Here is a 13,157-nt window from a genome sequence, read left to right as displayed (position 1 = left end):
GTGTATATGAAAAACTTAAGATTTTTCGAAAAAGTTGTCTTTATCATCAATTCCATTGTGGCTTTTTTGTTACTACTCTCTTATGTTTTACCTAACATTCCTCCAAAAACCTTTGCAATACTTTCAGTTTTAAGTTTAGGCGTTCCTTTATTAATCTTGCTTAACGTTTTATTTTTTGTGTATTGGTTGTTTAAAATCAAAAAGCAACTGTTATTATCACTTGTAGTTATCTCTATTGGTTATTTTTTATTTGGATCCTTATATAAATTTTCTAATTGGGAAGAAGACGATGCTGAAAGTTTGTCAATAATGAATTATAACGTCCGTTTATTTAATCTTTATGATTGGATACCAGAAAAGGATATAGATTTAAAGTTAGTCCAATTTGTTAAGGAGCAAAGTCCGCAAATTTTATGTATTCAAGAGTATCATCCTCAGGATAATATTGATTTTTCGTTTTATAAATATAATTATCAAAAACTAGAAGGTAAAAAAACTAAATTAGGTCAAGCTATTTTTTCTCAATATCCAATTATTAATTCGGGTTCTGTTAATTTTCCTAATACAGCCAATAATGCCATATTTGCTGATATAGTTAAAGGTAAAGATACTTTCAGAGTGTATAATTTACATCTTCAATCGCTAAGGATTGATCCTAGAGTTCAAAGCTTAACGACCGAAAATTCTGAAAAATTATTAAACGGAATCGGAAAGACTTTCAAGCTTCAACAAACGCAAACCGAATTGTTTTTAGAGCACAAGAAAAAAAGTCCTTATAAAGTCATTATTTCTGGAGACTTTAACAATTCTGCTTTTTCATATGTTTACAATGCTATAAAGGATGATATGAAAGACACCTTTAAGCAACAGGGTAATGGTTTTGGACGTTCTTATAATTTTAAATTTTTTCCGTTAAGGATAGACTTTATATTAGTAGATAAATCATGGACAGTCAATAGTTTTAAGACCTTTGATGTGGAGTTTTCGGACCATTATCCAATAATGACTAAAGTTAGTTTTTAACTATTGTAACTATTAAACTAAGGCATGATTAAGTATGACTAAGTCATCATCATGCAATCCGTAAAGTCGGCAATAATATGTATAACCAATCCTAATCCTATAATCCTTGTTTTTTTAGGTATTAGTAATGCCATATAAAAAATAATCGCATAGTAGGAGTGTAGTGGATGGAAATTAATACTACATCTATTAGGCGCAAAAATAGGAGTAGCTAATAAATGGTCTAAGTCAATTAGCATGCCAAGTAGCATGATCCCTAAAGCGTACTTCCATTGTTTTTTAAAAAATAGTAAAGCAACGATTACAGGTACTATAAAATGAATGCCATAATGTATAATGTCTTTATACATTTAAGGTTGTATTTGGCTTTCTAAATAGGGTAGTGCGTTTGTACCTTCATTAAATAACAAGTCTAAAATACTTAAATTATTAATGTAGCCATGCTTTTCTGTAAACACTTGGTTGTAAGTTTCAAAAACATTAGGCTGTTCTTGCCTAGCATTTGTTAAAAAGCGTAAATCGGTAAGTGTTTTTGGTTCTTTTTCAAATGTTGTTGTAAATTTTGGTGTAATATCCAATTGTAAACACTCAGTAATAATCTCAAAACATTTTAAATTATGATCAAATATAAATTCTGACTTTAATTTAAAAAGTGGTTGTAATTCATCTGCATAAAACTCAAAAAAAGGTGACGTACGATAAGCAGACTCTAAACTTTTCCAGTGTAATAACTGCCATTTTTCGCGATCACTTATTTTTACATCCTTGTATAACTGACGTGCTTTATGACTATGAATAACAGGAACGCTTAGTTGTAGCTTTCCATTTGCTGCGTATATATAGGTTCTGTTTCTGTAAGACTGTTTTTGATAGTTATCATTAATTTCAAACGTTACACTATTAGCATTTGCTATAGCAGTAAACTGAGCAACGCTTGGAAAATAGGTAGGATGAAGTAAAATGTCCATTAATTAGTACAATCTATTAGTATTGACTACGCTTTTTTACGTTTTCTGTATTTATTAAATCCATAGACTAAACCTAATAATACTAAAAACGGAATGAAATATGAGGTCAATTTTCCATTACCACCAACAGTAGTAAATAATCTATTCCAGCGTATTTTGTTAATACCTTTGGCGTTAGAGTCCCAGCTCATCCAAACTAATACAGGTTTTCCAACGACATGGTCAAACGGTACAAATCCCCACATTCTGGCATCTTGTGAGTTGTGTCTATTATCTCCCATCATCCAATAATAATCTTCAGTAAAAGTATAAGAGTCTACAACCTTGTCATTAATTAATATTTGGTTACCGTTTACTTTAAGTGTATTTCCTTCATAGGCTGTAATAGCACGTTTGTAAAGTGGTAAATTGTCTAAAGTAAGTGCAATAGTTTTTCCTGCTTCAGGAATATATAATGGGCCAAAAAAGTCACGATTCCATGTATAACCTGGTGATTTAGGAAAAATGTTTTCGGTTGTACTATTTGATAGATCTTTAGTTACCGTTAAAACATCTGGATCGCTAGTCATTATATTAGCTAAATCCTCTGTTAAGTTAACATAAAGTGCTTTTTCAGCAATTTCTAATTTTAATAAATCGAATGATTTTTGATCTAAATTTGATAAAAACCTAACCTCAGTAGAGTCTTGTTTAAGGACTTCTGTTCCAATCTTTTTAACTTTTAAGTAATTTTGAAACTCTGGTTTGTTCCAGTTATCAGTAGGTGTTTTAAATACGTAACGTTCATAATTTTCTGTGATACCATATTTTTGGTAAATGGACTCAGCAGAAACATCGTTAAGAATAACTTTATAAAAAAACTGTAATTTAGCTCTGTCTGGTAATTCGTTTTTCTTACCATTTATGTGTACATAACCATCTTTAATTGATAATGTATCACCTGGTAATCCAACACAACGTTTTACGTAATTAGTCTTTTTATCTACTGGTTTATATCTAATACCACCATTTTCATTATTAATATCAACTAGAGTATCTACAGGCCAATTAAAAACTACAATATCGTTACGTTTTATAGATTGAAATGCAGGAAATCTAAATTTAGGTAGTTGTGGGAATTTAAAATATGAAGGTGTTGATGTTCCAGGAATAGCGTCATGAATCATTGGTAAAGCAACAGTTGTTTCTGGCGTACGTGCACCATAGTGTACTTTACTAACAAATAAGAAATCACCAACTAATAATGTTTTTTCTAAAGAGGACGTAGGAATAACAAAAGGTTGTATAAAATAAGTATGCACAATAGTAGCAGCTACAACCGCAAATAATATAGAACTTACCCAGTCACCTAACTCTGTTCTTGGTTGTAAACTTCGGTCTTTAACGTGATTTAGGTCTTTGGCAGCATAGTTTAAATAAAAGCTATAAAAACCTAATGTAAATATGGCTAAAAAAGTATCTAGTGCAGTGTTTTTTTTAAAACTTCTAGCAATTTCTACCCAAACTACCGGAAACAAAATTAAGTTAACAATAGGTAAAAACAGTAAAATGGTCCACCACCAAGGTCTATTTATAATTTTCATTAAAATAACAGCATTATACACAGGTATAAAGGCTTCCCAAGCTTGTCTTCCTGCCTTAATGTATAGTTTCCAAGTAGCTAAACCATGTAAAATTTGTATGACAAAGAAAAATATAATCCACTGTGTTACGTCCATATTATTTTTATTAAGGTAGTTGTCTAAAAGACTTTGATTAGTTGTTAGTTACAAATGTTGTTAAAAATAATAAAGTTACTCAATATTTAACACATCTTTCATAGTAAATACGCCAGTTTTATCAATAATCCACTCAGCAGCAATCACTGCACCAAGAGCAAAACCTTGCCTATTATGTGCTTCGTGCTCAATTTTTATGGTATCTATTGGGCTATTATAACTTATCGTGTGCGTTCCTGGTACATCTGTAATACGTTTTGCCTGTATTGCAATACTCTGTTGGTCTTTAGCTTTTTCTAAATCCCATCTCGTGTAAGCCTTATTATTTTGTATAATACCTTCGGCTAAAGTAATAGCAGTTCCACTTGGAGCATCTAGTTTTTGTGTGTGGTGTATTTCTTCAATATCAACTTTATAATCTTCTAATTTAGCCATCATTTTAGCTAAGTATTGATTAAGTTCAAAAAAGATGTTAACGCCTAAACTAAAATTAGAAGCATAAATAAAAGCTCCTTTTTGTTTTTCGCAAAGCGAAACTATAGCGTTATATTTTTCTAACCATCCTGTGGTACCAGATATTACAGGTACATTATGGTTTATACAATTACTAATGTTATTATAAGCAGCAGATGGGACACTAAAGTCAATAGCAACATCTGCAGTCGTAATATCGTAATCTTTATCTTGAGACGTTTTGATTACTATGGTGTGCCCACGTTGTAAAGCAATAGCTTCTATTGCTTTTCCCATCCTACCATAGCCTAGTAAAGCGATTTTCATGAAATAGTATTTAATTAAAATTGAAAATTTAAAGATAGACCAACGCGTCCAACGTTATCAAATTCTTCAATTTTATAATGCGGTCTTAAACTTAAGTCATTACTAATGTTATATTGAAGCAAGTGCGCGTCAACATTGGCATCTATAATATTTAAAGCGTATAGTCCAAAGGTAACTAGTAAGGATAGCTCTTTGTTTCTTCTATAATTTTTTTGTGCTTCACGCAAACCATCATCGGTTAACCTGTTCTGGAACTCGTCATCACTAAAACCAGCCAATCTTCTTTTATAAGCATCTCTTACACGATTATATTGCTTGTTATTGTCAATATAAAAATAGACACCTGTCCCAATAGCAGCGTACACAATAGGGATTTTCCAGTACTTACCATTGTAAGCCTGACCTAAACCAGGTAATATTGCAGAGTAAAAAGCAGCTTTAGATGGAGCTAATGGGTCATACGCTTTAACTTGTTTTAAAACAGTTGAGTCGATTATGACAGCTTTTTCTTTTTTATTTTTCTTCCTTGTTTTTAATACTTTGGTATCAGGTACGCTTTCTATTTCTACTTTCGTAGAATCAGAGCCTTCTTGCGCAAAAGATAGTGCACAAATGAAACAACATATAATAACAAGTATGTGTGACTTATTTATCACCTTCTACTAACTTTTTAATACGATTAAAATCCTCTTCTGAATGAAACGGAATGGTTATTTTCCCTTTTCCATTACTAGCTACTTTAACGTCTATTTTGTGTCCAAAGTATTCAGAAAAAGCAACGACACCTTTTTTAACATATTTTGGTAATTCTTCTGCTTCTTTTTTAACAGGCGTCTTAACCTCGTTAGTCGTATTGTAGTTTCGTACTAAAGTTTCAGTATCTCTTACAGATAATTTATTGCTTAGTATTTTTTCGTAAATTTCTAACTGTATATTTTGGTCTTCTATGTTTATAATAGCACGACCATGACCCATTGATAAAAATCCATCTCTCATACCAGTTTGGATAATTGGATCTAATTTTAATAAACGTAAATAGTTAGCAATAGTACTACGTTTTTTACCAACACGTTCGCTCATTTGCTCTTGTGTTAGTTGGATTTCGTCAATTAAACGTTGGTAACTTAAAGCAATTTCTATTGGATCTAAATCTTGACGTTGTATGTTTTCAACCAATGCCATTTCTAGGCTTTCTTGGTCATTTGCTATTCTAATATAGGCAGGTACTGTTTCTAATCCTATTAATTTTGAAGCACGAAAACGACGCTCTCCAGAGACTAATTGGTAACTTTCAAATCCTAATTTTCTAACAGTAATGGGTTGTATAATACCCAACTCTTTAATAGAAGATGCTAATTCGCGTAAAGCTTCTTCGTTAAAGTTAGTTCTAGGCTGAAATGGATTCATTTCAATAAAGTCTAAATCTAGCTCGACTATATTACCTATTACTTTGTCTGCGTTTTTATCTTTTGCAGATTGTATATCGTTTTCGGGATCTTTTAATAATGCTGAAAGTCCACGTCCTAAAGCCTGTTTTTTGGTTGCCTTCGCCATAAATTAGGAGTTTTTTGTAATAATTTCTTTAGCTAAACTTAAATAGTTACTTGCACCTTTACTAGAAGCATCATAATTTATAATGCTTTCTCCATAACTAGGTGCTTCACTTAGTTTTACGTTACGTTGTATGATGGTTTTAAAAACCATATCGTTAAAATGCTTTTGTACTTCTTCCACCACTTGATTGGATAAACGTAAACGCGAATCGTACATGGTTAGTAATAATCCTTCAATATCTAATTCTGGATTATGTATTTTTTGAACACTTTTAACCGTATTTAATAACTTACCTAAACCTTCTAATGCAAAATACTCGCATTGGATAGGAATAATTACAGCATCTGAAGCAGTTAAAGCGTTAAGGGTTAATAGACCTAATGATGGTGCACAATCTATAAGTATATAGTCATAATCATCTTTTATATCCTGTAATGCTTTTTTTAGCATGTATTCTCTTTGGTCCTTATCCACTAATTCAATCTCAATAGCAACTAGGTCAATATGAGCAGGGATTATATCAAGATTAGGTGTATCAGTCTTGACAATAGCTTCTCTTGCTGTATTTGTATGTTCTAATAATTGATAGGTACCAATGTCTACATTTTCAACATTAATCCCTAAACCAGATGATGCATTTGCTTGTGGATCTGCATCAATTAATAGTACTTTTTTTTCTAGAACACCTAACGATGCAGCTAAGTTAACAGAGGTTGTTGTTTTACCAACACCACCTTTTTGATTGGCAATTGCTATTATTTTACCCATTAATTTGAATTGGTTTTAATTGAAATTTAGCTTTTAACTAAAGCTAAAAGTCCAGCGTAAAAATACAATTATTTATGAGGAAATGAAATGTTAGTTGTTAACACTTAATCAAACTTTAGTGCTAGCAGTTGTAACTATTAGATAATTTGTTGATTTATAAAATTTAAAACAAAGATTTAGAATAAGTTAGGGCTTTTAACTACTTTGTTTTTTTAATAGTTATCTGATTTTTGATATCATTTTATTTTAAACAGAAATAGCTAAGAATAAGCTCATTTTTTATAAGCAACTGTTAGTCAGTGCTTAAAAAATCTTTAATTTTAGTATAATAATCTTCACCATAATATTTTAAGAATTTCCCGTTTGGTTTTATGATAATAAATGCAGAACACATTTCACGCTCAGTAAAAATATTATTTGAGAAGAAACCAGAATCCATGATGAAATTATTTTTCATAGCTACACGATCCATTAAATAAGCATCTTTAGTAAATACAAAAAAGTCTGATAAACCTTGACCTCTTGAAACTTTAGAAGACATTTTTAAATTAAATTTTAAGCTTGTTAAATAATTTGACCCATTTTCACGCATAGAAATACAGTTGTCAGCTTGTTGTCTAAAATGGATTAAAACAGCGTCTTGTGGTGAAATTTTATAAGGCAATTCTTGCTCTATTTTTTTACGGATGACTTCATATTCTTTACTTTCAATTTGCCCATAATACTCTTTAATATGACGTCTGTACTCATTATTAAAAGTTGTATTTATGTTTTTAGTTGAAACAATAGAAGCATCTGCGCTACCAGTATCATTACTACTTCCGCAAGACACTAGTACTACAAACGTAATTATAGTTATGTATATTTTTTTTAAAAGTCCCATGTGATTCTAATCTATTAAAATCTCTAAAATTTTAATCGCAGCTTCGCTAATTTTAGTTCCAGGTCCAAAAACAGCAACAGCACCAGCATCAAATAAATATTGGTAATCTTGTTTAGGTATAACACCTCCTACAATTACCATAATATCTTCGCGACCATACTTTTTAAGTTCTTCAATAACCTGAGGCACTAATGTTTTGTGTCCAGCAGCTAATGATGACACACCAAGTATGTGTACGTCATTTTCTACTGCCTGTTTTGCTGCTTCATGTGGTGTTTGAAATAATGGTCCAATATCCACATCAAAACCAACATCTGCATAACCTGTAGCTACAACTTTTGCACCACGATCATGTCCATCTTGTCCCATTTTGGCAATCATAATACGAGGTCTACGACCATCTTGCTCTGCAAATTGATCTGCCAATGCTTTTGCTTTTGCAAAAGATTTATCGTCTTTAATTTCTTTGCTATACACGCCTGAAAAAGATTTAATTTGTGCTTTATAACGTCCAAAAACAGCTTCTAATGCATCACTTATTTCGCCTAAAGTAGCGCGTTCTCTAGCTGCTATTACAGCTAAAGCTAATAAATTTTCTTGACCTGTTTTAGCAGCTTCGGTTAAATTTGCTAGCGCTATATTAACTTGGTCTGTATTTCTTTCAGCTTTAATTTTTTCTAAACCTTCTATTTGCTGTAGACGTACAGTCTGATTATCAACTTCTAAGGTTGTAATAGCATCCTCTTGGTCTAAAACATATTTATTAACACCAACAATTATATCTTGACCAGAGTCAATACGTGCTTGTTTACGTGCAGCAGCTTCTTCAATACGAAGTTTAGGTATTCCTGCTTCAATCGCTTTTGTCATACCTCCAAGTGCTTCGACTTCTTCAATTAAAGACCATGCTTTTTCTGAAATATCATGAGTTAGTTTTTCTACATAAAAACTTCCAGCCCAAGGATCTACTGTTTTTGTAATATTAGTTTCTTCTTGTAAAAATATTTGAGTGTTACGTGCAATACGTGCCGAAAAATCTGTTGGTAAAGCTATAGCTTCATCTAAAGCATTTGTGTGTAAACTTTGTGTACCACCAAATGCAGCTGCAGCTGCTTCAATAGTTGTACGCGCCACATTATTAAATGGATCTTGCTCTGTTAAGCTCCAACCACTTGTTTGACAGTGTGTACGTAAGGCTAAACTTTTTTCGTTTTTAGGATTAAATTGACTTACCATTTTTGCCCAAAGCATTCGTGCAGCGCGCATTTTGGCAATTTCCATAAAATGATTCATACCAATTGCCCAGAAAAAGGATAGTCTAGGCGCAAAAGTGTCAATATCCATTCCTGCATCTAGTCCTTTTTTTATATATTCTAGACCATCTGCTAATGTATAAGCCAGTTCGATATCACAAGTTGCACCAGCTTCTTGCATATGGTATCCCGAAATACTTATACTATTAAATTTAGGCATATTTTTGCTAGTGTATTCAAAAATATCCGATATAATTTTCATTGAAGGCGTAGGAGGATAGATGTAAGTATTACGTACCATAAACTCCTTTAAAATATCATTTTGTATGGTTCCAGCTAATAACTCTGGTTTAACACCTTGCTCTTCTGCAGCTACAATGTAAAACGCCATTATTGGTAATACTGCACCATTCATGGTCATAGATACAGACATTTTATCTAACGGAATTTGGTCAAATAAAACTTTCATGTCCTCAACAGAGTCTATTGCAACTCCTGCTTTACCAACGTCACCAACTACACGTTCGTGATCGGAATCGTACCCTCTGTGTGTGGCTAAATCAAATGCAACGGATAGTCCTTTTTGACCTGCTTCTAGATTACGTCTATAGAAGGCATTACTCTCTTCAGCAGTACTAAAACCTGCATATTGGCGTATGGTCCATGGTCTTCTGACATACATTGTGCTATATGGTCCACGAAGGTTTGGAGCTAACCCAGCAACAAAATCTAAATGACTAACCTCTTTTAAATCATCTTTGGTGTATTCTGATTTTACAGGTATGTCTTCAGCAGTTAAAAAAGGCGTGTTAGTTAAAGGCTTAGCACTTTTACTATCTGTTTTTAGCGTTATATGTTGAAGGTCTTTTCTGGACATTGTCTGATTATGTTTGTTGTGTTTAATAAGCTGCCATATAAATTTAAAACGTAATCGTTTTAATTATGGTTGTGACCTGTGTGATCTTCTTCCTTTTGTTGTTTTACAGGTGCATTGACAGGTCTTTTATTAAAATCTATTGGTTGATCTTTAGGTTGATTAAGAGATAAGTCTAAAGTTGTAAAATCTATTGTATTAAATTTTGAATAAAATAAGTCTAATGCTATAAAAGTCGCTAGGTTTGAGTCTCTAGAATAAGACGTATTGCTTCGTAATGGTGGAGCAAATATCTCAGAATTCATGCTATTTGTACTTTTTAAAGCATTTAAAGTTTGTTGTAATCCTTTGTCTTTTATACTGTCTATTATACAAGTTATAGCTGTACTATTATAATTTAAATGGTTACCATCCCATAATTCTTGTTTAGATTTTAATACATCATATACCGCTTTGGTATGTGGAGTAACGGTTTGCTCTAAAGCGGTTCTGTTTGAAATATAATTACTTATATATGCTCTGTAAGCTCTAAGTTTATTTTTTGTTTTAGGATCGTATTTATTTACTATGTCCTGTTCAAAAGCATACAATGCCTCACTTAATAAGTCGTCATATCCAGAGTTGCAATTTACTGCTTTAGGTAGGTCTGCGTATTTAAATTCAGCTAATTTTACTTCAGCTTTTTTACAACTTACATTAAAAGTTATAATCAATACTAAGGCTATTTTAAAAATACGTGTGTTCATAATTAAGTAAAAATTTATTCGGTTTTTAATCTGTTTTGTTCTAAAGTTTCAGCAAGTCTTTTTTCTATTATAGGAATAATCAGAGTTTTTCTTGGGTTAGTTTTTAAAAACGGAAATAACTCTAATTCATCTTTCATTTTATCGTCTTTATTAGGATGTTTATTAGTTCCTAATAATGTGATTTTACCATTATCAAACAAGTCTTGTTCTTTGGTTGCACTTTCTTTAATTTTTTTCTGAATAATGCCTTCTTTTAACTGAGCAATAAAACCACCATTAGCTTCAATATCTTTAAATAAGGTTAAAGCTTTTTCTGCTAACTGTGTTGTTAATGTTTCAATATAATAACTACCATCTGATGCATTATTTACAGCGTCAAAATAGCTTTCGTTTTTTAAAATTAAAAGTTGATTACGTGCTATACGCTCTCCAAACTCGTTGTCTTTATGGTAAATGGCATCGTAAGGTAAATTAAATACTGTGTTTGCACCACCAAGTATAGCACTCATGCACTCTGTAGTAGTACGTAACATATTGGTGTTGTAATCGTAAATTGTTTTATTACGTTTGGTAGGAATAGCATTAATAATTAATTGAGCTTGGCAATTGTACTCTGCTGCTAAGGTATTATATAGCGAACGTAAGGCTCTAAGTTTTGCTATTTCAAAAAAATAGTTAGTACCAATAGCTGTATTAAAATACACTTTTTTTAACTCCGTACTATTGTAGGTTTTATCGTTAAAGTATTCGTTTAGGTGCGCTAGTCCGTAAGCTAATTGTTGTATAATTGAAGCACCAGCATTTTGATAAGTCGTGGTGTTAACTGTAATTTGATTTGATAAAACAAGCGCATTGTTAGTGGTTTCAAACCAATTTCCTGTAGCTGCCAAATGACCAACAGGGTCAACAATAACTTGTATGTTAGAAGCTATTGTGTTTAGGTTACTGATATATTCTGAATCTGAAAATAGTAATTCTAATTGTATTTTAGTAGCGTTTAAATCTATATTCTCAAGTGTTTTTAAAGCAGAAGTTTCTTTATTTGGAATTATAAATTTAATGGTTTCGGCACCTCTTTCAATAGCATCTATGGCTTTACTATTAGACGCTTTTTCATTTTGAACAAAAATAATTTGACCAACTGACCATTGTTGTGGTTGCAGTTTTAAAGTATCCAACATTTCGTCTTGATGATAAAAAGGACGTACATCAATACCTTCAGTCGTTTTCCAAATTAGTGTATCGTTGTAATCAGCACCTTTTAAGTCTACTTGGATTTTTTGTTTCCAAGCTTTAGATGATACTTTTTCAAATGCAGAAAAAAGGGATTTAGTCATTGTTTTTAATTTTTAAACTGTCTTCATACTCGATGATATAAATATCTTCGTTTTCTTTTTTCATGTAATATTTTTCTCTTGCAAAAGTCTCTAAACCATCTTCTGTACTTAGTTTTTTTATAGCTTTTTTATCTTTTGCAATTTCTTTTTTATAGTAATCTTTCTCGTCTTCCAGCTTGTTGTATTCTTGGTTGACTTCGTGATGACTTATTAATGAGTTGGTGTCAAAAAAAATCATCCATACACCAAAACTGATAAGGATAATTATGTATATGTTTTTGTACCACTTCATTGTATTTGTTATTGTAGTTTTTCGTTAATAATGGTCTTAACAATGTCCACTGCTACAGTATTATACTTATTGTTAGGTATTATTATGTCAGCATATTCCATCATTGGTTGTATAAACTGTTGATGCATTGGTTTTAGTGTGTTTTGGTATCTTGCTAAAACCTCGTCTATATCTCTTCCTCGTTCAGTGATATCTCGTTTTAATCTTCTTATTAATCGTTCGTCGCTGTCTGCATGAACAAATATTTTAATATCAAACATTTCTCTTAACTCAGGATGTGTTAGTATCAAAATACCTTCCACTATCATAACTTTTCTTGGTTTTGTTTTGATGGTGTCTCCTGTTCTGTTGTGTTTTACAAATGAATACACAGGTTGTTCTATGATTTGTCCATCTTTTAAATCTTTTAGATGTTGCTCTAGCAAATCAAAATCTATAGATCTTGGATGGTCAAAGTTGATTTTGATTCGTTCGTCATAAGACAAGTGGCTTGTATCTTTATAATACGAATCTTGAGAAATTATCCCAACTTCGCCTTCAGGCAACTGATTTAAAATTTGATTAACAACTGTTGTTTTTCCACAACCAGTACCTCCTGCAATTCCAATTATAAGCATATTCTATTATTAAATCTTTGGTGACAAATTTAATAATTCTAAGTTATCTAATTGGTATTTTTATAACGTATTAATTTGGTAAATTGTTATTGTGTGCGTCTTGCTGTAATTTTTTAATAAACTTTAGCTTTTGATTAAAAAATAAAGTGAAATATTTTATGATTTTAGAATAAATTCTTGAGATTAAGTCATTGATTTTTAATATGTTTAGATGTTGTAGTCCTGTGTATTTAGAATTTTAATGATTTTTCTGGTTTTAGTTTAAAGAAAAGATGTATATTTGCACCTCCAAAAAGGAAAACCTTTGAGGAAATGATAATCAATTCGGGGTGTAGCGTAGCCCG

General features: G+C 31.5%; 14 protein-coding genes. 1 reads left to right on the top strand and 13 read right to left on the bottom strand.

Annotated elements, in window-relative coordinates; genetic code table 11:
* Positions 1-6 precede the first annotated feature (6 nt).
* A complete protein-coding gene (locus B2989_RS13810) occupies positions 7-1,023 on the top strand; it encodes an endonuclease/exonuclease/phosphatase family protein (RefSeq protein WP_292949555.1) in 1,017 nt (338 codons plus the stop codon).
* A 38-nt stretch (positions 1,024-1,061) separates the two neighbouring features.
* On the opposite strand, the gene B2989_RS13805 is transcribed toward B2989_RS13810, so the two are convergent.
* The 13 genes from B2989_RS13805 to udk form a co-directional block, all read right to left on the bottom strand.
* Positions 1,062-1,373, bottom strand: coding sequence for a DUF6122 family protein (locus B2989_RS13805; protein ID WP_292949552.1), 312 nt, complete (start codon positions 1,371-1,373; stop codon positions 1,062-1,064).
* Positions 1,374-1,991 carry a WbqC family protein gene (locus B2989_RS13800; RefSeq protein WP_292949549.1) on the bottom strand — a complete coding sequence of 206 codons (618 nt, stop codon included), beginning with the start codon at positions 1,989-1,991 and terminating at the stop codon, positions 1,374-1,376.
* A 26-nt stretch (positions 1,992-2,017) separates the two neighbouring features.
* On the bottom strand, positions 2,018-3,709 hold the full coding sequence (gene lepB, locus B2989_RS13795) for a signal peptidase I (RefSeq protein ID WP_292949546.1): 1,692 nt from the start codon (positions 3,707-3,709) through the stop codon (positions 2,018-2,020).
* Positions 3,710-3,784: 75 nt separating this feature from the next.
* A complete protein-coding gene (gene dapB / locus B2989_RS13790; RefSeq protein WP_292949543.1) occupies positions 3,785-4,489 on the bottom strand; it encodes a 4-hydroxy-tetrahydrodipicolinate reductase in 705 nt (234 codons plus the stop codon).
* Between the two features lie 14 nt (positions 4,490-4,503).
* A complete protein-coding gene (locus B2989_RS13785) occupies positions 4,504-5,145 on the bottom strand; it encodes a DUF5683 domain-containing protein (protein WP_292949540.1) in 642 nt (213 codons plus the stop codon).
* Complete coding sequence (locus B2989_RS13780; RefSeq protein ID WP_145002343.1) at positions 5,135-6,043, bottom strand: ParB/RepB/Spo0J family partition protein; 909 nt, start codon at positions 6,041-6,043, stop codon at positions 5,135-5,137. The genes B2989_RS13785 and B2989_RS13780 overlap by 11 nt, the downstream gene beginning before the upstream one ends.
* 3 nt (positions 6,044-6,046) lie before the next feature.
* Positions 6,047-6,811 (bottom strand): ParA family protein, encoded by a 765-nt coding sequence (locus B2989_RS13775; protein WP_145002341.1) that lies wholly within the window; start codon positions 6,809-6,811, stop codon positions 6,047-6,049.
* Positions 6,812-7,103: 292 nt separating this feature from the next.
* Entirely contained in the window at positions 7,104-7,694 is a 591-nt protein-coding gene (locus B2989_RS13770; RefSeq protein WP_292949533.1) for a hypothetical protein, read from the bottom strand.
* Positions 7,695-7,700: 6 nt separating this feature from the next.
* The gene (gene scpA, locus B2989_RS13765; protein ID WP_292949530.1) at positions 7,701-9,824 is read right to left on the bottom strand and encodes a methylmalonyl-CoA mutase; all 2,124 of its coding nucleotides are present in this window, start codon (positions 9,822-9,824) and stop codon (positions 7,701-7,703) included.
* Between the two features lie 59 nt (positions 9,825-9,883).
* A complete protein-coding gene (locus B2989_RS13760) occupies positions 9,884-10,567 on the bottom strand; it encodes a hypothetical protein (protein WP_292949527.1) in 684 nt (227 codons plus the stop codon).
* A gap of 14 nt (positions 10,568-10,581) precedes the next feature.
* Positions 10,582-11,904 (bottom strand): methylmalonyl-CoA mutase subunit beta, encoded by a 1,323-nt coding sequence (locus B2989_RS13755; RefSeq protein ID WP_292949524.1) that lies wholly within the window; start codon positions 11,902-11,904, stop codon positions 10,582-10,584.
* Positions 11,897-12,196, bottom strand: coding sequence for an FtsB family cell division protein (locus B2989_RS13750; protein WP_292949522.1), 300 nt, complete (start codon positions 12,194-12,196; stop codon positions 11,897-11,899). Before B2989_RS13750 ends, B2989_RS13755 begins: the two co-directional genes overlap by 8 nt.
* Before the next feature lie 8 nt (positions 12,197-12,204).
* Complete coding sequence (gene udk, locus B2989_RS13745) at positions 12,205-12,813, bottom strand: uridine kinase (RefSeq protein WP_145002328.1); 609 nt, start codon at positions 12,811-12,813, stop codon at positions 12,205-12,207.
* Positions 12,814-13,157: the final 344 nt, after the last annotated feature.

The sequence above is a fragment of the Olleya sp. UBA1516 genome, from assembly GCF_002323495.1.
Lineage (GTDB): Bacteria > Bacteroidota > Bacteroidia > Flavobacteriales > Flavobacteriaceae > Olleya.
The sequence above is the reverse complement of the archived record's forward strand: the minus strand, read 5'-3'. Positions and strand labels throughout refer to the sequence as shown.

Excerpts from the sequence above, each read along its gene's own strand:
- scpA (WP_292949530.1), bottom strand. The coding sequence starts at position 9,824 with ATGTCCAGAAAAGACCTTCAACATATAACGCTAAAAACAGATAGTAAA.
- lepB (WP_292949546.1), bottom strand. The coding sequence starts at position 3,709 with ATGGACGTAACACAGTGGATTATATTTTTCTTTGTCATACAAATTTTA.
- B2989_RS13805 (WP_292949552.1), bottom strand. The coding sequence starts at position 1,373 with ATGTATAAAGACATTATACATTATGGCATTCATTTTATAGTACCTGTA.
- dapB (WP_292949543.1), bottom strand. The coding sequence starts at position 4,489 with ATGAAAATCGCTTTACTAGGCTATGGTAGGATGGGAAAAGCAATAGAA.
- B2989_RS13800 (WP_292949549.1), bottom strand. The coding sequence starts at position 1,991 with ATGGACATTTTACTTCATCCTACCTATTTTCCAAGCGTTGCTCAGTTT.
- B2989_RS13755 (WP_292949524.1), bottom strand. The coding sequence starts at position 11,904 with ATGACTAAATCCCTTTTTTCTGCATTTGAAAAAGTATCATCTAAAGCT.
- B2989_RS13760 (WP_292949527.1), bottom strand. The coding sequence starts at position 10,567 with ATGAACACACGTATTTTTAAAATAGCCTTAGTATTGATTATAACTTTT.
- udk (WP_145002328.1), bottom strand. The coding sequence starts at position 12,813 with ATGCTTATAATTGGAATTGCAGGAGGTACTGGTTGTGGAAAAACAACA.
- B2989_RS13750 (WP_292949522.1), bottom strand. The coding sequence starts at position 12,196 with ATGAAGTGGTACAAAAACATATACATAATTATCCTTATCAGTTTTGGT.
- B2989_RS13770 (WP_292949533.1), bottom strand. The coding sequence starts at position 7,694 with ATGGGACTTTTAAAAAAAATATACATAACTATAATTACGTTTGTAGTA.
- B2989_RS13810 (WP_292949555.1), top strand. The coding sequence starts at position 7 with ATGAAAAACTTAAGATTTTTCGAAAAAGTTGTCTTTATCATCAATTCC.
- B2989_RS13780 (WP_145002343.1), bottom strand. The coding sequence starts at position 6,043 with ATGGCGAAGGCAACCAAAAAACAGGCTTTAGGACGTGGACTTTCAGCA.
- B2989_RS13775 (WP_145002341.1), bottom strand. The coding sequence starts at position 6,811 with ATGGGTAAAATAATAGCAATTGCCAATCAAAAAGGTGGTGTTGGTAAA.